Source organism: Streptomyces spectabilis (assembly GCF_008704795.1).
Taxonomy (GTDB): domain Bacteria; phylum Actinomycetota; class Actinomycetes; order Streptomycetales; family Streptomycetaceae; genus Streptomyces; species Streptomyces spectabilis.
The window spans coordinates 2,128,869-2,150,727 of record NZ_CP023690.1 but is presented as its reverse complement, the minus strand read 5'-3'; the positions used below and the strand labels follow the sequence as shown (position 1 = coordinate 2,150,727).

The following is a 21,859-nucleotide window of genomic DNA, read 5'->3' as shown; positions in this document are numbered from 1 at the left end:
GGACAACCGGTGGAGCAGGTGAGCGGGAGGCATGCACACATGGGCATGAGCGTGACCATCTCGGAAGCGGCGGCCGACGACCAGGACGCCGCCGAGCAGATCCTCAAACTGCAGTACCTCTGCTACCAGAGCGAGGCCGAGCTCTACGGCGACTACTCGATCGAGCCCCTGACCCAGTCCCTGGACTCCCTCAAGGCCGAGCTGGCCGGGGGCACCGTCCTGGTCGCGCGGCTCGGCACCGAGGTCGTGGCCTCCGTACGGGCCAGCGTCGACGGGACGGGTACGGCCCGCGTCGGCAAGCTCGTCGTCCACCCGCGGATGCAGCGGCACGGCCTGGGCGGGCGGCTCCTCGACGCGATAGAGCGACGGCTCGGCGAGGGCGGTGCGGCCCGCCGCTTCGAGCTGTTCACCGGCCACCGCAGCGAGAGCAACCTCCAGCTGTACCGCAAGCACGGGTACGCGCCGGTGAGCACCCGGCGCGTGGACGAGAAGCTGACGGTGGTGACGCTCGCCAAGGACGCCACCGACGCCGCCCCCGCGCCGGCCTTCGTGGCCAGCGCCTAGGCGCAGGTCAGGGCCGCCTGGAGCGGCGCAGCCAGTACAGGGCGGTCACCGGAAGCAGCACGGGGATGAACAGGTACCCCATGCCGAAGTCCGACCAGACCGTCGCGTCCGGGAACGCGGACGGCTCCGCGAGGGTCCAGGCCCCGACCCCGAGCACGCCGACCAGCTCGGCGGCGCAGCACACCAGCGCCGCCCTGCGGGCCGTCTCGCCGCCGCGCACCAGTGAGTACGTGATGAAGCCGTAGACCACACCGGCGAGCGCCGACAGGGTGTAGGCGAGCGGCGCCCTGTCGAAGTCCGTCGCGATCTGCACCGCCGAGCGCGACACGGCGCCGACCACCATCACGCCGTACAGCCACACCAGCAGGATGCCGGGGCCGCTGATCAGCTTCTGCCGCTTCGGCCCGTCCTGCTCGGGTGCCTTTCCGGACGCGGTCACGGCCACCTCAGCCTCCCCAGATGTCGTACAGGCGCACTTCGAGCACGGCGAGGACCACGCCGCCCGCGGCGACGGTCGCCGAGCCCCAGCGGGTGCGCTCGGCCAGCGACATGAAGCCCGCCGCCGGGACGCAGGCGAACGAGCCGATCAGATACGCCACGAAGATCGTCGTGCCCTGCTCCGGGTGCTCGCCCCGGGCCAGCTGCACAATGCCGACGATCAGCTGGATCAGGGCGAGGAGGGTGACCACGCCCATGCCGATGAAGTGCCAGTCCTTCGTCGGCTGGTCCCGGTAGGCGGCGAAGCCGCACCAGGCCGCGAGCGCGAGCGCGGCCACGGAGGTCGCGACGGTCAGGGCAACAAGCATGCCGAGACCCTATTACGGGCCAAAAGGCCCGATGCGCGCGGCCCCGGGGGCCCGGGAGCGGCCGGGCGGTGTCCGCGTAGGGTCGATCCCCATGAACACCCAGGCTGATCCCCGGAAGATCCAGGCAGAGGCGCTCCTGTTCGACAACGACGGCACGCTGATCTCCTCGATGGAGTCGGTGACGCGGTGCTGGACGCGCTGGGCGGGGGAGTACGGGATCACCGCCGAGGACTTCGGGCGGGTCGAGCTGCACGGACGCCCCGCCGCCGAGATCGTCGCCGATCTGCTGCCCGCCGAGCGGGTCGCGGAGGCGGTCGCGCGGATCGAGGATCTTGAGGTCTCCGACGTCGCGGGCGGCGTCGTCGCGCTGCCCGGCACCCTCGATCTGCTCGCCTCGCTGCCGCCCGAGCGCTGGGCCGTGGTCACCTCCGCCACCCGCCGCCTGGCCGAGGCCCGCCTCGGCGAGGTGGGCATCCGCCCCAAGACGCTGATCGCCGCCGACGACATCACCCGCGGCAAGCCCGACCCGGAGCCCTTCCTGCTCGCCGCGCGGACGCTCGGCGTCGACCCGGCGCGCTGCGTGGTCTTCGAGGACGCCCCCGCGGGTCTCACGGCGGGCCGGGCCGCGGGCATGACCACCGTGGCGTTGACCACAACGCACTCCGCGGCCGAGCTGTCCGCCGATGTGCTCGTGCGGGACCTCTCGGAGGTGTCGGCGCAGGCCACAGCGGGTGGGGTGGAGATCGTCACCCGCGTCGGAAGGGGCCTGTGAGGCGACGCCGACCGTCCGACTGGCGGGCGTCGAGCGTCCGCTATTCGGACAGCGGTGGCGGTGCGACGCGGCCCGCGTGTTTTACTGTCCGCATGACCACGACGAGCAACCGCACCCTTGCGACCGAGGCGATGACGACGCCCGGTGCTCGTTGTATGTGTCGAATGTGCGCCTTCTGAGGGCCCCTGTACCACTGAGCCTCGCGCCCCGAAGCGAAGCCGCCGTGCCCCGCACCCCGCGTCCCGCCCCCGGGCGACACGGAGGAAGCGAGCCCGCCCCGCGCACACGTCCTCCGGTTCCACCGCCACCGCGAGAACCGTGCCGCGTTCCGAACGAATGCCCCGTGCCCCGGCGACACCATGCGCCGCGCACTCGACAGTGACGGAAACCCAGTGATCACCACTTCCGGCCTTACCAAGGTCTACCGCTCACGCGGTCGTGAAGTAACCGCCCTCGACGGAGTCGACCTCCACGTACGCGAAGGCGAGGTGTACGGCGTCATCGGCCAGTCCGGCGCCGGCAAGTCCTCGCTCATCCGCTGCGTGAACCTCCTGGAGCGTCCCAGCTCCGGCACCGTGACGGTGGCGGGCCAGGACCTCACCGCGCTCGCCGGACGCGGCCCGCGCGCGGGCAAGGAGCTGCGGGCCGCCCGCAGCCGCATCGGCATGGTCTTCCAGCACTTCAACCTGCTGTCCTCGCGCACCGTGCAGGCCAACATCGAGCTGCCGCTCGAAATCCTCGGCCTGTCCGGCAAGGAGCGCAGCCGCAAGGCGCTCGAACTGCTCGACCTCGTCGGCCTCGCCGACAAGGCCAAGTCCTACCCGGCGCAGCTCTCCGGCGGCCAGAAGCAGCGCGTCGGCATCGCCCGCGCCCTCGCGGGCGACCCGAAGGTGCTGCTCTCCGACGAGGCCACCAGCGCCCTCGACCCGGAGACCACCCGCTCCATCCTCCAGCTCCTGCGCGACCTCAACCAGCAGCTCGGCCTGACCGTCCTGCTCATCACGCACGAGATGGACGTCGTCAAGACCGTCTGCGACTCGGCCGCGCTGATGGAGCGCGGGCAGATCGTGGAGTCCGGCACCGTCAGCGAGCTCCTGGCCACGCCCGGCTCGCAGCTCGCCGCCGCGCTGTTCCCGCTCAGCGGCGCCGCCTCCGGCGACCACCGCACCGTCGTCGACGTCACCTTCCACGGCGAGGCCGCGACGCAGCCGGTCATCTCCCAGCTGTCGCGCACGTACAACATCGACATCTCGATCCTCGGCGCCGCCATGGACACCGTCGCGGGCAAGCAGGTCGGGCGCATGCGCATCGAGCTGCCCGGCCGCTTCGAGGAGAACGTCGTGCCCATCGGCTTCCTGCGCGAGCAGGGCCTCCAGGTCGACGTCGCCGGGCACGACACGCCCGCGCCGCAGGACTCCGTGCTGGTGAAGGAAGGTGCCAAGTGACCTGGGACGAAATGCAGCCCCTGCTGGAGCAGGCCTGTTGGGACACCCTCTACATGGTCGGCTGGTCGGCGCTCATCGCGGTCGCCGCGGGACTGCCGCTCGGCCTGCTCCTGGTGCTCACCGACCGCGGCGGCCTGCTGCAGAACGTCGTCGTGAACAAGGTGATCGGGCAGGTCGTGAACATCGGCCGCTCGATGCCGTTCATCATCCTCATGGTCGCCCTGATGGGCTTCACGCGCTCCATCGTCGGCACCACCATCGGCCGTGAGGCGGCGATCGTGCCGCTCGCGATCAGCGCCATCCCGTTCTTCGCCCGCCTCGTCGAGACGGCCGTGCGCGAGGTCGACCACGGCCTGGTCGAGGCCGTGCAGTCGATGGGCGGCAACACCTGGACGATCGTCCGCAAGGTCCTCGTACCGGAGTCGCTGCCGTCGCTGATTTCCAGCGCCACCACGACCGTGGTCGCCCTCATCGGCTACTCGGCCATCACCGGCACCGTCGGCGCGGGCGGCCTCGGCGACCTCGCGGTCCGCTACGGCTACCAGCGCTTCGAGACCGAGCTGATGTGGATCACCGTCGGCATCCTCGCCGTGGTCATCTCGATCATCCAGTTCGTCGGTGACTTCGCCGCGCGCAGGCTCCACCGGCGCGGCGGTCACTCGGGGCCCGCGCCGACCCTGAAGCTGCTGCGCGCCAAGACCCCGAAGACCCTCACGGCCGAGGCCGAGCCCGTCAAGGCCTCCTGAGCCCCCAGATCTGCTGAGTTCGCCCAGCGAACGCCCAGCGCCACCCCGCAGCCACCGACCGCGGGGGTGTACCACCCATGGAGAAAGGCACTTTTCGTGCGTAACACCACCAAGATCACAGCTGCTGTCCTGACCGCCGGAGCCCTCACCCTGGGGCTCACCGCCTGCGGTTCGGACAAGGGCTCCGCGGGCGACAAGGACGGCCCGCTCGTCGTCGCCGCGACCCCGACCCCGCAGGGCCAGATCCTCGACTTCGTCCAGAAGAAGCTGGCGAAGAAGGCGGGCCTCGACCTGGAGGTCAAGGAGTTCACCGACTACGTCACGCCGAACACGGCGACGCAGCAGGGTGAGGTCTTCGCGAACTACTTCCAGCACAAGCCGTACCTGGACGACTTCAACAAGAAGAACGGGACGGACATCGTCCCCGTCCCGAACGGCACGGTGCACCTGGAGCCGCTGGGCGTCTACTCGAAGAAGGTCAAGGGGCTCGACGAGCTCGGCAAGGGCGCGACGGTCGCCATCCCGAACGACACCACCAACGAGGCGCGCGCCCTGAAGCTCCTCGCGGACAACGGCGTCATCAAGCTCAAGGACGGCGTCGGCTTCGAGGCCACCCCCAAGGACATCGCGTCCAACCCCAAGGGCCTGAAGTTCAAGGAGCTGGAGGCCGCGGCCCTGCCGCGCACCATCAAGGACGTCGACGCCGCGGTCATCAACGGCAACTACGCCCTGGAGGCCGACCTCAGCCCCGCCAAGGACGCCCTCGTCGCCGAGAAGGCCAAGGGCAACCCCTACGGCAACTTCCTCGCCGTGAAGAAGGGCAACGAGAACGACCCGCGCGTGAAGAAGCTCGTCAAGCTCCTCACCTCGCCCGAGGTCAAGAAGTTCATCGACGACAAGTACGACGGCTCCATCGTCGCGGCGTTCTGACATGCGGACGCCGGTCACAGCCGTGGCGGCCGGGGCCCTGGCCCTGGCGCTCGGCCTGACCGCCTGCGGCTCGGGCTCCGGCTCCGACGGCGACAAGCTCGTCGTCGGAGCCACCCCGACCCCGGCCGGTGAGGTCCTCGAGTACATCCAGAAGAACCTGGCCGAGAAGGAGGGCCTCGACCTCCAGATCCGCGAGTTCACCGACTACGTCGCGCCGAACACCGCACTCCAGGAGGGCTCCCTCGACGCCAACCTCTACCAGCACACCCCCTACTTGAAGGACTTCAACTCCTCCAAGAAGGCGGACCTGGTGCCGGTGACCGAGGTCTACCTGCCGCCGATGGGCGTGTACGCGGACTCCGGCAAGAAGCTCCAGGACGTCACCCAGCTGAAGTCCGGAGCCACCGTCGCCGTCCCGAACGACACCACCAACGAAGGCCGGGCGCTCCAACTGCTCGCCTCCAAGGGCGTGATCGGGCTCAAGAAGGGTGCGGGTGCGAACGCCACCCCCGAGGACATCGCGGCCAACCCGAAGAAGCTCACCATCAAGCCCCTGGAGCCCGCGCAGCTGCCGCGCTCCCTGAAGGACGTCGACGCGGCCGTCATCAACAACAACTTCGCGCTCGACGCGGGCCTGAGCCCCAAGGAGGACGCCATCCTCCTGGAGTCGGTGAAGGACAACCCGTACAACAACGTCCTCGCCGTGAAGCGGGGCAACGAGGACGACCCCGAGGTCAGGAAGCTCGCCAAGCTCCTGAAGTCGCCCGAGGTGAAGAAGTTCATCGAGGACGAGTACAAGGGGTCGGTGCTGCCCGTCACGACGGGCTGACCCGCACCGGTGTCCTGGCCACACGCACGGGGTCCTCTTCGCGACGCGGAGAGGACCCCGTGGTGCGACTGCGCGTCAGCATGCTGCATGCTGAACACTTCAGCAGGCCTGAAGGTCCCCCAGGGCCACCACGGTTCACGGAGCGACAGGCCCGAGAAGGTTACGGAGCGGCGCATGACTACAGCCTCCACAGGCTCCTCGGGGTTTCCCGACATCTCCATCAGCACGGAGCGGTTGGTGCTGCGCCCTCTCGACGAGGCGGACGTCCCCGCGTACGCGGAGATGATGAACGACGAGCTCGTCACCGCCTGGACCGCCGTGCCCCAGCCGTACACCGAGGCCGACGCGCGCGCCTGGATCACCGAGCAGGCCCCCGCCGAGCGGGCCGCCGGGCGCGGCATCTCGCTCGCCGTCACCGAGTTCCTCACCCAGCGCCTGGTGGGCGCCGTCCAGCTGCGCCGCACCGACTGGCGGGTGCGCTCCAGCGAACTCAGCTACGTGACCGCCCCCTGGGCCCGCGGCGAGGGCTACGCGTCCGAGGCCGCGCTCGCCACCGCCCAGTGGCTCTTCCACGACCAGAAGTTCGAGCGCATCGAGCTGCGCACCGCCGCCGACAACACCGCGGCGCAGCAGGTCGCGCAGAAGATCGGCTGCATCAGCGAGGGCGTCCTGCGCGGCGCCTGGATAGCACGGGTCAGAAACGGCGGCGACCCGCTCGGCGGCTGGATCGACCTGCGCACCGACCTCATCGTGTGGAGCCTCCTGCCGGAGGACCTCGAAGGCGTCACGGAACACCTGACGGCGTTCTCCGACTGGAACTGAGCGCCTCGGGCGGCGTGAGCTGCCCATCGGCCTGCGGCCTCGTCCTCAGGCGCCGGACGGGCTGGACCCATCGGCCTGCGGCCTCGTCCTCAAACGCCGGACGGGCTGGATTCCACCGTGACGTCGCCGTGCGACGTCCCCTGGCCGCACAGCAAGTACTCTCCCACCGGCCCGCGGCCTCGTCCTCACGCGCCGGACGGGCTGGATTCCACCGGGACGCCGCCGTGGCGGCGTTCCCCGGCCGCGCAGCAGGTACGCTCCCACCGGGCCGCACCCACCGGCCTCCCACCCGACGACCCGCGACCGCAGGAGACAGACGACGATGGCCGACCGGGTCACGGTGATCGGCTGGGACGGCTCGCCGCTGACCACCGCGGCACGCTCCGCGCTGAGCGCCGCGACACTCGTGGCGGGCGCCGCCCACCACCTCGCGCTCCCCGAGGTCCCGCCGACGGCCGAGCGCATCCGCCTCGGCAGCGTCTCCCTCGCCGCCCGCCGCATCGCCGCCCACCGCGGCACGGCGGTCGTCCTCGCGGACGGCGACCCCGGCTTCTTCGGCGTCGTCCGTACGCTGCGCGCCCCGGAGTTCGGCCTGGAGGTCGAGGTCGTCCCCGCCGTCTCCGCCGTCGCCCAGGCCTTCGCCCGGGCCGGCATGCCCTGGGACGACGCCCAGGTCGTGGTCGCCCACCGGCGCACGCTGCGCCGGGCCGTGAACGTCTGCCGCGCGCACAGCAAGGTCGCCGTGCTCACCTCGCCCGGCGCCGGGCCCGCGGAGCTCGGCCTGCTCCTCGACGGCGTCCACCGCACCTTCGTCATCTGTGAGGAGCTCGGCACCGAGCGGGAGCAGGTCTCCGTCGTCACCTCGGACAAGGCCGCCGACCACAGCTGGCGCGACCCCAACGTCGTCATCGTCATCGGGGGCGCCGCCGCCCACGACAGCGGCTGGATCGCGGGCCGCGACCCCGGTACGGACCCGCGCGGCTGGGCCCTGCCCGCCGCCGCGTACGGCGGCGAGCACGAGCTCGGCGAAGGCGAGACCGACCGCATCCGCGCCGCCCAACTCGCCCGCCTCGGCCCCCGCGTGGGCGACCTGGTCTGGGACATCGGCTGCGGCAGCGGCGCGTTCGCCGCGGAGGCGGCGCGGTTCGGCGCCGCCGTCATCGCCGTGGACCGCGACCCGGACGCCTGCGGCCGCGCCACGGCCGTCGCGCGCCGCTTCGGCGTGCAGGCCCACATCGTGCACGGCACCGCGCCGCACGTCCTCGAAAGCCTCCCGGAACCCGACGTCGTACGCGTCGGGGGCGGGGGAGCGGCGGTGGTCTCCGCCGTCGCCGACCGACGCCCGGAGCGCATCGTCACGCACGCCCCGACCCGCGACGCCGCCGAACTCCTGGGCCGGAACCTGTCGGAGCACGGATACGCCGTCGAGTGCGCCCTCCTGCAGTCCGTCGAACTCGACACCCGCGCCTGGACGGAGCGGAAGCGGACCGTCGTCTTCCTGCTCTCCGGGCTGCTTCTCGACCGCACCGCGTGACCCTGGCGGCCCTCCTACCGCGCGGTGCGCGGTAGGCTGGCCGATCGTTGTACCGCACCTGGGCGCCCGGCGATTCCTGAGTCAATGTCCGGAAAGCTCGCCCGTTTTGGGGGGTGCGTGTGGTACGGCGGGACCGCTGGACGCGCGACGTGGCGCAGTCCACAGCGGACCGTGGCCGATCACGCTGCCGCGGTGGCGGAGCAACCGCGACAATGCCTTGTGGTCCGTACGCGGCGCGTTGCCGCTCGGCTCGCGAGCTCGTTGTGGATGACGGGCGGTCACAGAAGGACTAACCGATGGGCGAGGGGTACGCATGACCGACACCGGCCAGGTCCCGGGCGAGGGGCAGCCGGAGGGCGCAGGCATGGTGGAGCAGTCGGGCGTCCCCGCGCCGGGCCCCTACACCTTCCTCGACCCCTCCGAGCACCCCGCCGAGGACGACGACCTGCTGCTGATGCCGGGTGCCCAGGGCGCGTGGAGCGAGGCGCAGGCCGCGCAGCCGGGCATCGCGCAGCAGCCACCGTCCGGAGCGCCCGCCGCGGGCGTGGCGCCCGTGCGGACGGCCGCACCACAGGGCGTGCCGCAGGGCGGCGCGCCGGGCGTGCCCGCCCAGCCGGGCGCGGTGTCCGCGCAGTTCGGGCAGGAGCACGCCGCCCCGGCGGCGTTCGCCCAGGCGGTTCCGGCCGCGCAGCCGGTGCAGGTCGGCCAGGCTCAGGCGGGGCAGGCCCAGGCGGGCCAGGAGCAGCCCTTCGCGGCCCCGGCCCCCTTCGTCCAGGAGCAGGCCCTCCAGGAGCAGGCCGCCCACCAGCAGGCCGCCCACCAGCCCGGACCGCACGAGACGGCGGGCCGGGACAGCGGCTCCGTGGACCTGACCGGTGTCCCGTTGCCCTCGGGCCCCGCGCACACCCCCGCCTCGCACCACGGGACCGCCCGCCGCCCGCTGCACCGCGGCCCGGCCGCGCCCGTCGTCCCCGACGGCGCCGCGAGCCCCGTGCTCTCCCTCGCCGACCGCGGCCCCGCGGGCGCCGCGCCGCACGCCGTGCCGGTACGCCGGCCGGGCCCGCCCACCAGCGGCCCCGAGTACCTGGACGTCCCGCGCGAGGACACCGGCGCCCTGCCGGGGCCGCAGCTCGGCGAGATCCCGCCGCAAGGCGCGATGCCCTGGGGCGCGCAGCCCCCGACCCCGGTCGTACCGACGCAGAACCCCCAGGGCACCGCTGCAGAAACGGTCGTCCCAGAGGCCACTGAGGTCCCGGAAGTCCCGGCAGGCCCGGGAGACCCGGCAGTACTGGCTGCCCCGGTGGCCCCGGAAGGCGCGTCCGTCGCGGCGGCCCCGCTTGGCACAGGTCCCTCGGAGGCCCCGGCCACCTCGGACGCCCTGGATACCCCGGAGGTCTCCGCCGTCGCAGAGGCCTCCGACGACACGCACGTCGCGAACGCCCCTGTCGTCACAGACGCCGCACCCGCCCCGGAAGGCGCGCCCGTCGCGCCCCAGCTCGCCCCGACGGACGCCGTCCCGCAGCCGGTCGAGGCATCGGGCGCAGCCGGTGACGCGGCGGCGCCCGACGGGGCGCAGGAGATGCCGTCGGCGCACACCGCCGACCCCGCGCAGCCGGAGAGCGCCGAAAGCGCCGTCCTCGCCTCCGATGCCCCGGACGCGCCCGGTACTGCGGATTCCGCTGTTCCGAGCGCCCCCGAGGCGGACGCGCCGGCGCAATCCGCCGTCCCCGAGCCTGCCGAGTCCGGGCCCGCCCAGGACGCCGCGCACGGCCCGGCCGAGACCGCCGCCGCAGCCGGGACCGCCGAGGGCACGGACGGCACGGAGGGGCCGGACGCCGAGGCCGCGCCCGTCGCCTCCGAGGCCGTCACCGTCCGGGTCGCGCCGGGCGTCCCCGTGCCGCCCCCCATGTCCTTCGTCGACGACGAGCCCGCGTTCGTCGACGACGAGGCTCCGTTCGCCGACGCGTCGGCGCCGGGTCCGGCGGTCGCGCAGCCCGAGGCCGCCGCCGTCGCCCCGCAGGCTCCCGACGCCGCCCAGCCGTGGCCGGAGGCGGGCGCGCAGCAGCCCCAGGCCATGCCGGGTCCCGACGTGCAAGTGCCCCCGCCGCTCGGTCAGTTCGTGCCGGTCGAGGGCTCGGTGCCGACCACCCCGCACCTGGCGCCGACGCCGCCGCGACCGCTCGCCGTACCGCCGGAGTACTTCGCTCCGCAGCAGCCCGACGAGACGGCCGCGCAGGAGCCGCCCGCCGCCGCCCCGGCGGCGGACGCCGCGGCCCAGGGCCCGGCCGTACCGGACGCCGCCGTGTCCCCCGCCCCCGTACCGGCGGCAGAGCTGCCGGTCGCCGACGAGGCCGCGCCGCAGGAGCGGCCCGTCTCCGAGGCCCCCGCCGCCCCCGAAGCCCCCGCCGCCGTCGAGGCGCACGCCGAGCCCGGGGAGCAGCCCGTACCCACCGTGCCCGCACCCCGCGACGGCGACCGGCCCACCGCCGCTCCCGCCGCCACCGCGGCACCCGCACCCGTCGCCGCGCCGGACGGCCAGCTGCCGCCCGCCCAGGAGACGACCGACCCCGACGAGCCGATGCACGTACCTCACCCGGCCGAACCGACCGACCCCGCCACCCCGGCCGCAGCCCCCGACCTCGCCGTCCCCCTGGGCCCCGGGGAAGCCACCGGCCTGCCCGAGCACCTCGGCGAGGCCCCCGAGGGCCCCGAGGACCTGGGCACCCCGCCGCTCCCGGACGAGTCCGACCTCGCCGAGCCGCTCCCGGCGGACGCGGCGCCGGTCGAGCCCGCCGCCCCGCTCGACCCGCCCGCCCCGGGCTACGCCGACGCCGAGCGCGAGGCCGTCCTGCGCGTCATGCGCGAGCGCCGCGACATCCGCAACGGCTTCCGCAGCGACCCCATCCCGCACGAGGTGCTGCTCCGCGTCCTGGAGGCGGCCCACACCGCGCCGTCCGTGGGCCACTCCCAGCCCTGGGACTTCGTGGTCATCCGCTCCGCCGAGACCCGCGGGACCATGCACGAACTGGCCCAGCGCCAGCGCGAGGCGTACGCGAAGTCGCTGCCCAAGGGCCGCGCCAAGCAGTTCAAGGAACTGAAGATCGAGGCCATCCTCGACACGCCGGTGAACATCGTCGTCACCGCCGACCCCACCCGCGGCGGCCGCCACACCCTGGGCCGCCACACCCAGCCGCAGATGGCCCCGTACTCCTCCGCGCTCGCGGTGGAGAACCTGTGGCTCGCGGCCCGCGCCGAGGGCCTCGGCGTCGGCTGGGTCAGCTTCTTCGACGAGCGCGAGATGGTCCGTGCCCTGGGCCTGCCGGAGCACCTGGAGGTCGTGGCGTACCTCTGCGTCGGCTACGTCGACGAGTTTCCGGACGAGCCCGAGCTGATGCAGGCGGGCTGGTCGAAGCGCCGTCCGCTGTCGTGGGTCGTCCACGAGGAGACGTACGGCCGTCGCGCGCTGCCCGGCGAGGACCCGCACGACCTGCTCGCCGAGACCGTCGGCAACATCCGCCCGCTGGACGCCAAGGCGCTCGGCGAGGCCTGGGAGCGCCAGAAACGCATGACCAAGCCCGCCGGGGCGCTCGGCATGCTCGAAATCATCTCCGCCCAGCTGTCCGGACTGTCCCGGATGTGCCCGCCGCCGATCCCGGAGCCGGCCGCCGTCGCGATCTTCGCGGGCGACCACGGCGTGCACGCCCAGGGCGTCACGGCCTGGCCCCAGGAGGTGACCGGCCAGATGGTCGCCAACTTCCTGGGCGGCGGCGCCGTCTGCAACGCCTTCGCCACCCAGGTCGGTGCCGAGGTCTGCGTCATCGACGTCGGCGTGGCCAGCGAACTCCCGGCCACGCCCGGCCTGCTGCCCCGCAAGATCAGGCCCGGCACGGCCGACATGACCACGGGCCCGGCCCTGACCCGCGACGAGGTCAAGGCCGCCATCGAGGTCGGCATCGAGACGGCCCGCGACCTGGTCGCGGCGGGCAACAAGGCCCTCCTGACCGGTGAGATGGGCATCGCCAACACCACCGCGTCCGCGGCTCTGATCTCCGTCTACACGGACGCGGACCCCCTTGAGGTCACCGGCCGCGGCACCGGCATCAACGACGAGATGCACGCCCGCAAGGTCGAGGTCGTCCGCCGCGCCCTGGAGCTGCACCAGCCGGACCCGGCCGACCCCATCGGCGTCCTCGCCGCCATCGGCGGCCTGGAGCACGCGGCGATGGTGGGCCTGCTCCTCGGCGGCGCCTCGCTGCGCACCCCGGTGATCCTGGACGGCGTCAGCGCCGGTGCGGCCGCCCTGGTGGCCCGCGCCATCGCCCCCGAGGTCCTCGCCGCCTGCATCGCGGGCCACCGCAGCGCCGAGCCCGGCCACGTGGCCGCCCTGAACAAGCTCGGCCTGCGCCCCCTGGTGGACCTGGACCTCCGCCTGGGCGAGGGCACCGGCGCCCTGCTCGCCCTCCCGGTCGTACAGAGCGCGGCACGGGCGATGCACGAGGTCGCGACGTTCGACTCCGCGGGCGTCACGGAGAAGTAGCACGGCGCGGGACCGGGGGCGCGGCACCGGGGCGGTCGGCCGCCCCGGCCCTTGCCCCCGCCCCCCCGCCGCGAGCCCCTTGCCCCGCCGTGGCCCCCGCCCCCGCCGTACGCTGAAGCCACCTCTAAAATCCGCACGTCAGGGCCGCTCCAGAGCAGTAGCGCCCACTCTCCCGCCCCGACGAGGAGCCGCACCGCCATGGCCGTACACCCCGCCTACCCCGTAGGCCTCCGCCTCACCGGCCGCCGCGTCGTGGTCCTCGGCGGCGGCCAGGTGGCCCAGCGCCGCCTCCCCGCCCTCATCGCGGCGGGCGCGGACGTCCACCTCGTCTCGCCGTCCGCCACCCCGTCGGTGGAGGCGATGGCGACCGGCGGCGAGATCACCTGGCACCGGCGCAGGTACGAGGAGGGCGACCTCACCGGCGCCTGGTACGCCCTGATCTCCACCAGCGACCCCGAGGCCAACACGCTGGCATCGGCCGAGGGGGAGCGCGACCGCGTCTGGTGCGTCCGCTCCGACGACGCCGACGAGGCCACCGCCTGGACCCCGGCCACCGGCCACAGCGCGGGCGTCACCGTCGCCGTCCTCACCACGGACGCCAAGGAGCGCGACCCCCGCCACACCGCCGCCATCCGCGACGCCGTGGTGGAGGGCCTGCGCGACGGCACCCTGGTGGCCCCGCACCACCGCTCGCGCGCCACCACCGGTGCCGTCTCGCTCGTCGGCGGCGGCCCCGGCGACCCCGACCTGATCACGGTCCGCGGCCGCAGGCTCCTGGCCGAGGCGGACGTGGTCATCGCCGACCGGCTCGGCCCGCGCGACCTGCTCGCCGAGCTGCCGCCGCACGTCGAGGTGATCGACGCGGCGAAGATCCCGTACGGCCGCTTCATGGCCCAGGAGGCCATCAACAACGCCCTGATCGAGCACGCGAAGCAGGGCAGGTCCGTCGTCCGGCTCAAGGGCGGCGACCCCTACGTCTTCGGCCGCGGCATGGAGGAGCTCCAGGCCCTGGCCGAAGCGGGCATCCCGTGCACGGTCGTGCCCGGCATCTCCAGCTCGATCTCGGTGCCGAGCGCCGCGGGCATCCCGGTCACGCACCGGGGCGTGGCCCATGAGTTCACCGTGGTCAGCGGCCATGTGGCCCCCGACGACGAGCGCTCCCTCGTCGACTGGCCCGCCCTGGCCAAGCTGCGCGGCACCCTCGTCATCCTCATGGGCGTCGACAAGATCGGCCGGATCGCCGAGGCGCTGACCGCCCACGGCAAGCCCGCCGACACCCCCGTCGCGCTCATCCAGGAGGGCACGACGGCCGCCCAGCGCCGTGTCGACGCCACCCTGGCCACGGTCGCCGAGGCCGTCCGCACCCATGAGGTGAAGCCCCCCGCGGTCATCGTCGTGGGCGATGTGGTGGCCGTGCGCGCCCCCGGTGCGGCGGGCACCGACACCCCCCACGAGCCCCGGAACCCGTAACCGTAACCATCGGTAACGGAACCCTCTCGCAGCCGTTGGCACCTCTCCCCGGACAAGGCAGTATCACCCTGTGGCCGATCTCAGCAGCATCGAAACCATCGAGGACCCGGACGACCCGCGCCTGCGCGACTACACCGGCCTGACCGACGTCGAGCTGCGCCGCAAGCGCGAGCCCGCCGAGGGCCTGTTCATCGCCGAGGGCGAGAAGGTCATCCGGCGCGCCAAGCTCGCCGGCTACGAGATGCGCTCGATGCTGCTCTCCGCCAAGTGGGTCGACGTCATGCGCGACGTCATCGACGAGGTGCCCGCCCCGGTCTACGCGGTCAGCCCCGAGCTCGCCGAGCGCGTCACCGGCTACCACGTGCACCGCGGCGCCCTCGCCTCCATGCAGCGCAAGCCGCTGCCCACCGCCGACGAGCTCCTGCGGACCCACCGCCGCGTGGTGGTCATGGAAGCCGTCAACGACCACACGAACATCGGCGCGATCTTTCGGTCGGCCGCGGCCCTCGGCATGGACGCCGTCCTGCTCTCCCCGGACTGCGCCGACCCCCTCTACCGCCGCTCCGTGAAGGTCTCCATGGGCGCGGTCTTCTCCGTGCCGTACGCCCGTCTGGACTCCTGGCCCAAGGGCCTGGAAGGGGTGCGCGACGCGGGCTACAACCTGCTCGCCCTGACCCCCGACGAGAAGGCCAGGACCCTCGACGAGGCCGCCCCCCACCGCATGGAGCGCGTCGCCCTGATGCTCGGCGCGGAGGGCGAGGGACTGTCCCGGCAGGCCCTGGTCGCCGCCGACGAATGGGTGCGCATCCCGATGGCGCACGGCGTCGACTCGCTGAACGTGGGCGCGGCGGCGGCCGTGGCCTTCTACGCCGTGGCGACGGGCCGCCCCGCGTCCTGACCCGTCAGCGGCCGCCGCGGGCGCCGACGGTCACGAACCGCTGTCGTGCCCCGGGCGCACATCGCTGACGCCCTGCTCCTGCCGGACGTCGCCGAGCCCGCGCGCGGGCCCCTGGCAGCCCTGCGCGGCCGCGATCCCCAGGGCCACGAGCAGCGTCACGACCACGAACACGAAGAGCCGCTGCCGCAGCAGCCGGGGGTTGGCGGGCCGCAGCCGGGTGCCGGTGGTGCGCGGCCCCTGCCGCCCGGTGCCGCTGCGCGGGCCGGTCCTGCCGCTGGAGCCCCGGGTGCCGCGCGGCGCGGACGGCCGCGAGCCGCCCGTACGCGCACCGCCGGTCTTGGAGCCGCCCGTACGCGGACCGCCGTCGCGGGAGCCGTTGGTCCGGGGCCCACCGGTGCGCGGCGGGGGAGTGCCCGGCGCCGCGCGGCGCTGGGTGCGCTGCTCCGCGTACTCCTCGGCGAGACGACCCGTCGGGCGCTCGTGCTGCTCCTGGCGGGGTGCGGGCGGCCGCACGTCGCTGAGCCCCTGCGCCTCGCGGGCCGCGATCTCCTTGAGCCGCAGCGACAGTTGGAGCGTGCTGGGACGTTCCTCCGGGTCCTTGGCGAGACAGGCCCGCAGCAGCGGCGCAAGCGCGTCCGGCACGCCGCGCAGCTGGGCCTCCTCGTGGACGACCCGGTAGAGCATGACCTCGGAACTGCCGTGCCCGAAGGGCGAGTCCGCCATCGACGCGTACGCGAGGGTCGCCCCGAGCGCGAAGACGTCCGTGGCGGGCGTGACGGCGGCGCCGCGCACCTGCTCGGGGGCGAGGAAGCCGGGCGAGCCGACGGCCGTGCCGACGTGGGTCAGGGTCGAGGCGCCGGTGGCCCAGGCGATCCCGAAGTCGATGATCCGCGGCCCCTTCGGGGACAGCAGGATGTTCGACGGCTTGAGGTCCCGGTGCACCACACCGGCCTCGTGCACGGCGACGAGCCCCTCGGACAGGGCGGCGCCGACGACGGCGACCTCGGCGGCGGACAGCGGCCCTTCGGCCGCGACCTTGTCGTGCAGCGAGGGACCGGGGACGTACTGCGTGGCGAACCAGGGCCGGTCGGCCTCCAGATCGGCGGCGACGAGCCGGGCGGTGCACCCGCCGCGGATGCGCCGGGCGGCCGAGACCTCCCGCGCGAAGCGCGAGCGGAACTCCTGGTCCTCGGCCAGATCGGGCCGGATCACCTTCAGCGCCACACGCTGCCCGCGACGGTCGGAGCCCAGATAGACGACACCCATCCCGCCGGCGCCCAGCCGCCTGTGCAGCCTGAACGAGCCGACGACACGCGGGTCCTCGCGCCTCAGGCGCATCATCGCCATGTTCATCCCCGCTGCCCGGTCCGTCTGACGAGCCACAGCTTACGTTTCCACGGCCCGGGCCGTGCAGAGGCCGCGCCCTCGCGGTCCGATCGATTGTCAGTGCCCGGTGCGAAACTTGAAAAGTGGTCAGGTGGCGCGCGCCCAGGGCTCATCGCCGTCACCCGCACCCCCAACCACCCACCGTCGAAGGGGGATTGATCCCGTGAAGGGTGATCGCGTGGAGATAGTCGTGGACGCCGGGGACACGACGCGTACGTACGAAGTGGTGGCGAGCAGGGCGGGCCGCCGTGTGGAGACCGCCGTCCGCAGGGGAGTGGTGGAAGTGAGCGAAGTCACCCGCAGCGGCTCCGTCGTGCGCACCGCACGGTTCATGGCGACCCGCGTCCTCGCCCTGGTCGAGCAGCCCGTCCCGAGGGAGGACAGCTCGGAGCGAACCGGACGCCCCCTCGGGGAAGACCCTGAGACCTAGGAGGGACCTAGGTCTCCGTCTCCACCCACGGGAGTAGTTGTGTGACGAGCGGTCATCCTCCGGGAGGCCCGCCAATCGGTACGAGGGCATGACGTGCGACGCGCCCCCCGCGCCTAAATTTGAGGTCAAGCGGCGGGTGCAGCACTCGTCCCCCGAGGTCAGACACCCGCCGCTGCCAACGAACCTCCATGAACAACAAAGTCAGGAAGGGAGAGTGGCCATGGCGGACACCGCGCCGCGGACGATGATCCGCACACGGGGACGCAAGCTCTCCACCCTGGGCGTCCGGCCTTCCGGAACCCGCCACCCGCTGGTGGCCACGCTCATGGTCCTCCCCCTGGCAGCGCTGCTGATCGTCGCCTTCGGCGGCTGGGAGGCAGTGCTCACACAAGCGTCGTCCGTGGGCGAGATGCTGGGGCGCTGAGCGGCGCCCCAGGCCCGGAAGAGCGGTCCGGGCGGGGACATCCGGCCATGAAACCCCGTGGGGACGGGGGTGCGGCGGACGGCACACAGCCCGCGCAGCTGGGGAGCTGCGCGGGCTGTTCTTTTCTCCCCGCCATGGGGATCTGCCCGCTATGGGGACCTCCCCGCCACGGGGATCTGCCCGCCATGGGGACCGGGGCACCTCCGTGCGGCTCCACCCCGTACGCTCACGGCAGCCCCGCACCCTCTCAGGACCTCCGTGACCCTCCTCCCCGCCCTGGCCGCCCACGCCGAGTTCCGGGCCCACGCCCCCGCCCCGCACGCCTGCCCGTGCGCCCCGCCCGCCGCCGTCCTCGCCGACCGCCCCGACGCCGCGGTCGTCCGCCACGGGGAGGTCGTGGCCAAGGCCCACGCCCCAGGCACCCCTGAGCGGCCGCTGGCCGCACGTCTGGCCACCGCGGCCCACCCCGACCTCGCGGGCGTCCTCCTGGCCCCGCTGAGCCCGCACCCCGCCCCGCTGCACGGCCGCCTGGTCACCCTCTGGCCGCACGGCACCCCGGTGGACCGGAACGACCCGGACGCGGCCCCCTGGGAGGCCGTCGCCACCCTCCTGGCCAGGCTGCACCGCACCCCGCCCGTACGGCTGCCGTCCGGCCTCCCGCCCATGCGGGGCCCGGAGAAGGCGGCCCGGGCCCTCGCCCGCCTGCGCGCGGCGACGGCGAAGGCCCCGCACCCCGATGCCCCCGCCGTCGAGAGCGCCTGGGCGGCCCTGCCCCCCTGGGCCCGGGCCGAGGCCTCGCCGCCGGGCAGGCCGTACCTGTGCCACGGCGACCTGCACCTGGGCCAGCTCGTCCGCGCCTCCGACGGCCGGTGGCTGCTGATCGACATCGACGACCTGGGCCTCGGCGACCCCGCCTGGGACCTGGCCCGGCCGGCCGCCTGGTACGCCTGCGGACTGCTCGGCGCGGCGGAGTGGACGCGGTTCCTGGACGCGTACCGCGCGGCGGGCGGCCCGGCCGTCCCCGCCGACGGCGGCGACCCGTGGCCCGCGCTCGACGTCCCGGCCCGCGCGTTGACCGTGCAGACGGCCGCGCTCGCGCTCACCAAGACGGTGGCCGACGGCCGTGACCTGGACGAAGTGGAGCGGGACGTCGTCGACGCCTGCCGCCGGATGATCGCCGTCCCTCCCGATCCGGCGCCCATCGGCCCGAAGTAGGGTGCGACGCACCGAAGCCGGGCAGACATCCGGCGAAACTGTCACGACCGGCCAGGAGTTGAGCCGCCCATGCACTGTCCCAAATGCCACGCGCCGATGCACACGTACAACCGCAACGGCGTCCAGATCGAGCAGTGCGGCGGCTGCCGCGGCATATTCCTCGACTACGGCGAGCTGGAGGCCCTGACGCGCCTGGAGGGCCAGTGGAGCGGCCACCAGGCCCCGCCCGTGCCGCCCGCCGCGCCCCAGGGCTACCCGGCCGCGCCCGCCCCCGCCTGGGGCGCCCCGCACCACGGCCACCACGAGCACCACGGCCACCACGGTCACAAGCGGCACAAGAGCTTCGGCCACATGCTGTTCTCGTCCTGACCCGGTTCCCGGCGGGCGGAGGCCGTTGGCGGTCCCCGCCCGCCGGGAGCACCGGCACGCGCACACGACGAAGCCCCCGGCCGATGACGGCCGGGGGCTTCGTGGAGCTGGTGCGCGATACTGGGATTGAACCAGTGACCTCTTCCGTGTCAGGGAAGCGCTCTCCCGCTGAGCTAATCGCGCGGGACCATCAGCGAGTGTATACCCGCAGGTGGTAGGTGCTGCGTGCGCGATACTGGGATTGAACCAGTGACCTCTTCCGTGTCAGGGAAGCGCTCTCCCGCTGAGCTAATCGCGCGGGGAAACCTCTGCGTGATCACAGACCCGTGAGTCTCATGATCAGAGATTCCAGTGGACGATACTGGGATTGAACCAGTGACCTCTTCCGTGTCAGGGAAGCGCTCTCCCGCTGAGCTAATCGTCCTTGGAGGTGGAGACGGGATTTGAACCCGTGTAGACGGCTTTGCAGGCCGTTGCCTCGCCTCTCGGCCACTCCACCAGGAGTACGGGGTTTCGGGATGATCCCCCGCGTTCCTGCGAGCGGACGACCAGGTTCGAACTGGCGACCTCAACCTTGGCAAGGTTGCGCTCTACCAACTGAGCTACGTCCGCTTGTCTTTCCCAGTCCGCTTCCGCGTCCCGGCGACGTGTTGAACTCTAGCGGATTCCTGGGCCAGTACAAAAACGCGTTTGCGCAGCGTGCTGCGCTGCCGCCCTGGTCACCCGGGCCCGGGGCGCCGCAGGAGCGCCGGTCATAGACTCGCAGCCGTGCACGACCTGCCTCCTCTGGCCCGCTTCGGCGGCCTTGTCGCGACCGATCTGCGCGACGTGACCAGCGACCCTTCCGCCCTGGACGGCAGCGGCTTCTGGGCCGTCTGCGCGGACTTCGAGGGCCGCCTGGTGTGCGCCCGCTTCGGCCGTGTGCGCGAGGAGCCGGTGCCCGCCCCCGTGCCCGGGGCCTGGCACGGCCCGGCGGCCGGTGACTGGACGTCCTCCCTCGACCGCGCCGCGTATACGGACGGCGTACGCCGGATCCGCGCGCACATCGCGGCCGGGGACGTCTACCAGGCGAACCTCTGCCGGGTCCTGTCCGCGCCCGTCCCCGGCGACGCCGACATCGACGCGCTGACCGCCCTCCTCGCGCGCGGGAACCCCGCTCCGTACGGCGGAACGATTCGCCTGCCCGGGCACGGCGTGGAGGTCGCCACCGCCTCGCCCGAGCTGTTCCTGCGCCGCACGGGCGGCGTCGTCGAGTCGGGGCCGATCAAGGGCACCGGCCGGACCGAGGCGGACCTCCTGGACAAGGACTACGCCGAGAACGTGATGATCGTGGACCTCGTCCGCAACGACCTCGGACGCGTCTGCGGGACCGGCACCGTGACCGTGCCCGACCTGTGCGTCGTCGAGAAGCACCCGGGCCTGGTCCACCTCGTCTCCACCGTCCGCGGCGAGCTGCGCCCCGGAGCGGGCTGGCCGGAGCTGCTCGGCGCCGCGTTCCCGCCCGGCTCCGTCACCGGCGCCCCCAAGTCCAGCGCCCTGCGGATCATCGAGGCCCTGGAGACGGCGCCCCGCGGCCCCTACTGCGGCGGCGTCGGCTGGGTCGACGCCGATCGGGGCACGGCCGAGCTGGCCGTCGGCATCCGCACGTTCTGGATCGACCGCGCCGACGGCGTCCTGCGGTTCGGCACGGGCGCCGGCATCACCTGGGGCTCCGACCCCGAGGGGGAGTGGCGCGAGACCGAGCTGAAGGCCGAGCGGCTGCTGGCGGTAGCGTCGGGAACGTACGAACCAACGGGAGGAACCCCTTCGTGAAGATATGGCTCAACGGCGGCCTGCACGCTCTCGAATCCGCGCGCGTCTCCGTCCTCGACCACGGCCTGACCGTCGGCGACGGCATCTTCGAGACGGTGAAGGCGGTCGCCGGACGGCCCTTCGCGCTCACCCGCCACCTCGACCGGCTCGCCCGCTCGGCGCGCGGCCTCGGCCTGCCCGAGCCGGACCTGGACGAGGTCCGCCGCGCCTGCGCCGCCGTCCTGGAGGCCAACCCCATGGCCCTCGGGCGGCTGCGCATCACCTACACCGGCGGTCTCTCCCCGCTCGGCTCCGACCGCGGCGACCACGGCCCGACCCTCGTCGTCGCCCTCGGCGAGACCACGCGCAGGCCCGACTCCACCGCCGTGATCACCGTCCCCTGGACCCGCAACGAGCGCGGCGCCCTGACCGGCCTGAAGACCACCTCGTACGCGGAGAACGTGCTCGCGCTCTCCCGTGCCACCGAACAGGGCGCGACCGAGGCGCTGTTCGCGAACACCGTGGGCCGGCTGTGCGAGGGCACCGGGTCGAACGTCTTCGTCGTCCTCGACGGCGAGATCCACACGCCGCCGGTGGCCTCCGGCTGCCTCGCGGGCATCACGCGCGCGCTGGCCGTCGAGTGGACCGGCGCGCACGAGACCGACCTGCCGTTCGACGTCCTGGACCGGGCCGAGGAGGTCTTCCTCGCCTCCACCCTGCGCGACGTGCAGGCCGTTCACCGCGTCGACGGCCGTGACCTGCCCGGCGCCCCCGGCCCGGTGACCGCCAAGGCCATGCGCGTCTTCGACGAGCGCGCCGCCGACGACCTGGACCCGTAGGGGATGGGCCCGGCCGACGCGAAAAACAGATGACGTGGGGGCGCGGGATGGG

At 73.5% G+C, this 21,859-nt stretch carries 20 protein-coding genes and 5 tRNA genes; 17 read left to right on the top strand and 8 right to left on the bottom strand.

The genetic code is table 11. The features are described from left to right. Window positions 1–39: 39 nt before the first annotated feature. The gene (locus CP982_RS09115) at window positions 40–564 is read left to right on the top strand and encodes a GNAT family N-acetyltransferase (RefSeq protein WP_150510046.1); all 525 of its coding nucleotides are present in this window, start codon (window positions 40–42) and stop codon (window positions 562–564) included. Window positions 565–571: 7 nt separating this feature from the next. Here the strand turns inward: CP982_RS09115 and CP982_RS09110 are convergent, their stop codons facing one another. Together CP982_RS09110 and CP982_RS09105 are read right to left on the bottom strand one after the other, a co-directional pair. Then, complete coding sequence (locus CP982_RS09110) at window positions 572–1,003, bottom strand: hypothetical protein (RefSeq protein ID WP_150510045.1); 432 nt, start codon at window positions 1,001–1,003, stop codon at window positions 572–574. A gap of 7 nt (window positions 1,004–1,010) precedes the next feature. After that, window positions 1,011–1,370 carry a hypothetical protein gene (locus tag CP982_RS09105; protein ID WP_144002436.1) on the bottom strand — a complete coding sequence of 120 codons (360 nt, stop codon included), beginning with the start codon at window positions 1,368–1,370 and terminating at the stop codon, window positions 1,011–1,013. A 91-nt stretch (window positions 1,371–1,461) separates the two neighbouring features. On the opposite strand from CP982_RS09105, the gene CP982_RS09100 reads away from it, so the two are divergent. From CP982_RS09100 to CP982_RS09055, 10 genes are all read left to right on the top strand, one after another. Beyond that, window positions 1,462–2,142, top strand: coding sequence for an HAD family hydrolase (locus CP982_RS09100; RefSeq protein WP_150510044.1), 681 nt, complete (start codon window positions 1,462–1,464; stop codon window positions 2,140–2,142). Between the two features lie 392 nt (window positions 2,143–2,534). Further along, on the top strand, window positions 2,535–3,587 hold the full coding sequence (locus CP982_RS09095) for a methionine ABC transporter ATP-binding protein (RefSeq protein ID WP_144002434.1): 1,053 nt from the start codon (window positions 2,535–2,537) through the stop codon (window positions 3,585–3,587). Continuing rightward, on the top strand, window positions 3,584–4,333 hold the full coding sequence (locus tag CP982_RS09090; protein ID WP_150510043.1) for a methionine ABC transporter permease: 750 nt from the start codon (window positions 3,584–3,586) through the stop codon (window positions 4,331–4,333). Before CP982_RS09095 ends, CP982_RS09090 begins: the two co-directional genes overlap by 4 nt. Before the next feature lie 96 nt (window positions 4,334–4,429). Beyond that, window positions 4,430–5,263, top strand: coding sequence for a MetQ/NlpA family ABC transporter substrate-binding protein (locus CP982_RS09085; RefSeq protein ID WP_150510042.1), 834 nt, complete (start codon window positions 4,430–4,432; stop codon window positions 5,261–5,263). A gap of 1 nt (window position 5,264) precedes the next feature. Continuing rightward, a complete protein-coding gene (locus tag CP982_RS09080) occupies window positions 5,265–6,092 on the top strand; it encodes a MetQ/NlpA family ABC transporter substrate-binding protein (protein ID WP_150510041.1) in 828 nt (275 codons plus the stop codon). Window positions 6,093–6,266: 174 nt separating this feature from the next. Next, window positions 6,267–6,914, top strand: a complete 648-nt coding sequence (locus CP982_RS09075) for a GNAT family N-acetyltransferase (RefSeq protein WP_150510040.1) — start codon at window positions 6,267–6,269, stop codon at window positions 6,912–6,914. A 322-nt stretch (window positions 6,915–7,236) separates the two neighbouring features. Continuing rightward, complete coding sequence (cbiE, locus tag CP982_RS09070) at window positions 7,237–8,448, top strand: precorrin-6y C5,15-methyltransferase (decarboxylating) subunit CbiE (protein ID WP_150510039.1); 1,212 nt, start codon at window positions 7,237–7,239, stop codon at window positions 8,446–8,448. A 313-nt stretch (window positions 8,449–8,761) separates the two neighbouring features. Continuing rightward, complete coding sequence (gene cobT, locus CP982_RS09065) at window positions 8,762–12,985, top strand: nicotinate-nucleotide--dimethylbenzimidazole phosphoribosyltransferase (protein ID WP_150510038.1); 4,224 nt, start codon at window positions 8,762–8,764, stop codon at window positions 12,983–12,985. A 198-nt stretch (window positions 12,986–13,183) separates the two neighbouring features. After that, window positions 13,184–14,455 (top strand): uroporphyrinogen-III C-methyltransferase, encoded by a 1,272-nt coding sequence (gene cobA, locus CP982_RS09060; RefSeq protein WP_150510037.1) that lies wholly within the window; start codon window positions 13,184–13,186, stop codon window positions 14,453–14,455. 70 nt (window positions 14,456–14,525) lie between these two features. Further along, window positions 14,526–15,353, top strand: a complete 828-nt coding sequence (locus tag CP982_RS09055) for a TrmH family RNA methyltransferase (RefSeq protein WP_150510036.1) — start codon at window positions 14,526–14,528, stop codon at window positions 15,351–15,353. Window positions 15,354–15,383: 30 nt separating this feature from the next. On the opposite strand, the gene CP982_RS09050 is transcribed toward CP982_RS09055, so the two are convergent. After that, window positions 15,384–16,706, bottom strand: a complete 1,323-nt coding sequence (locus CP982_RS09050) for a serine/threonine-protein kinase (RefSeq protein WP_170316626.1) — start codon at window positions 16,704–16,706, stop codon at window positions 15,384–15,386. Between the two features lie 196 nt (window positions 16,707–16,902). On the opposite strand from CP982_RS09050, the gene CP982_RS09045 reads away from it, so the two are divergent. The 4 genes from CP982_RS09045 to CP982_RS09030 all read left to right on the top strand — a co-directional run bounded on the left by CP982_RS09045 (window position 16,903) and on the right by CP982_RS09030 (window position 19,177). Next, the gene (locus CP982_RS09045) at window positions 16,903–17,169 is read left to right on the top strand and encodes a hypothetical protein (protein ID WP_030680993.1); all 267 of its coding nucleotides are present in this window, start codon (window positions 16,903–16,905) and stop codon (window positions 17,167–17,169) included. Between the two features lie 220 nt (window positions 17,170–17,389). Next, window positions 17,390–17,593, top strand: a complete 204-nt coding sequence (locus CP982_RS09040; protein WP_144002424.1) for a hypothetical protein — start codon at window positions 17,390–17,392, stop codon at window positions 17,591–17,593. Window positions 17,594–17,851: 258 nt separating this feature from the next. Beyond that, the gene (locus tag CP982_RS09035; protein WP_150510034.1) at window positions 17,852–18,808 is read left to right on the top strand and encodes an aminoglycoside phosphotransferase family protein; all 957 of its coding nucleotides are present in this window, start codon (window positions 17,852–17,854) and stop codon (window positions 18,806–18,808) included. Between the two features lie 69 nt (window positions 18,809–18,877). Next, a complete protein-coding gene (locus CP982_RS09030) occupies window positions 18,878–19,177 on the top strand; it encodes a TFIIB-type zinc ribbon-containing protein (RefSeq protein ID WP_150510033.1) in 300 nt (99 codons plus the stop codon). 108 nt (window positions 19,178–19,285) lie between these two features. Here the strand turns inward: CP982_RS09030 and CP982_RS09025 are convergent. The 5 genes from CP982_RS09025 to CP982_RS09005 all read right to left on the bottom strand — a co-directional run bounded on the left by CP982_RS09025 (window position 19,286) and on the right by CP982_RS09005 (window position 19,789). Continuing rightward, a tRNA-Val gene (locus CP982_RS09025) sits at window positions 19,286–19,360 on the bottom strand. A gap of 43 nt (window positions 19,361–19,403) precedes the next feature. Continuing rightward, window positions 19,404–19,475, bottom strand: a tRNA-Val gene (locus CP982_RS09020). Window positions 19,476–19,529: 54 nt separating this feature from the next. Continuing rightward, window positions 19,530–19,601: transfer RNA gene (locus tag CP982_RS09015), tRNA-Val, on the bottom strand. A gap of 1 nt (window position 19,602) precedes the next feature. Beyond that, a tRNA-Cys gene (locus CP982_RS09010) sits at window positions 19,603–19,676 on the bottom strand. A gap of 40 nt (window positions 19,677–19,716) precedes the next feature. Further along, window positions 19,717–19,789 (bottom strand) — tRNA-Gly (locus CP982_RS09005). Window positions 19,790–19,945: 156 nt separating this feature from the next. Here CP982_RS09005 and CP982_RS09000 point away from each other — a divergent pair. Continuing rightward, complete coding sequence (locus tag CP982_RS09000; RefSeq protein ID WP_150510032.1) at window positions 19,946–20,989, top strand: chorismate-binding protein; 1,044 nt, start codon at window positions 19,946–19,948, stop codon at window positions 20,987–20,989. Next, window positions 20,986–21,807, top strand: a complete 822-nt coding sequence (locus tag CP982_RS08995) for an aminotransferase class IV (protein ID WP_150510031.1) — start codon at window positions 20,986–20,988, stop codon at window positions 21,805–21,807. Before CP982_RS09000 ends, CP982_RS08995 begins: the two co-directional genes overlap by 4 nt. Window positions 21,808–21,859: the final 52 nt, after the last annotated feature.

Coding starts and splice junctions, on each gene's coding strand:
- CP982_RS09115 (WP_150510046.1), top strand. CDS start 40: ATGGGCATGAGCGTGACCATCTCGGAAGCGGCGGCCGACGACCAGGAC.
- CP982_RS09105 (WP_144002436.1), bottom strand. CDS start 1,370: ATGCTTGTTGCCCTGACCGTCGCGACCTCCGTGGCCGCGCTCGCGCTC.
- CP982_RS09100 (WP_150510044.1), top strand. CDS start 1,462: ATGAACACCCAGGCTGATCCCCGGAAGATCCAGGCAGAGGCGCTCCTG.
- CP982_RS09080 (WP_150510041.1), top strand. CDS start 5,265: ATGCGGACGCCGGTCACAGCCGTGGCGGCCGGGGCCCTGGCCCTGGCG.
- CP982_RS09075 (WP_150510040.1), top strand. CDS start 6,267: ATGACTACAGCCTCCACAGGCTCCTCGGGGTTTCCCGACATCTCCATC.
- cbiE (WP_150510039.1), top strand. CDS start 7,237: ATGGCCGACCGGGTCACGGTGATCGGCTGGGACGGCTCGCCGCTGACC.
- cobT (WP_150510038.1), top strand. CDS start 8,762: ATGACCGACACCGGCCAGGTCCCGGGCGAGGGGCAGCCGGAGGGCGCA.
- cobA (WP_150510037.1), top strand. CDS start 13,184: ATGGCCGTACACCCCGCCTACCCCGTAGGCCTCCGCCTCACCGGCCGC.
- CP982_RS09050 (WP_170316626.1), bottom strand. CDS start 16,706: ATGAACATGGCGATGATGCGCCTGAGGCGCGAGGACCCGCGTGTCGTC.
- CP982_RS09040 (WP_144002424.1), top strand. CDS start 17,390: ATGGCGGACACCGCGCCGCGGACGATGATCCGCACACGGGGACGCAAG.
- CP982_RS09030 (WP_150510033.1), top strand. CDS start 18,878: ATGCACTGTCCCAAATGCCACGCGCCGATGCACACGTACAACCGCAAC.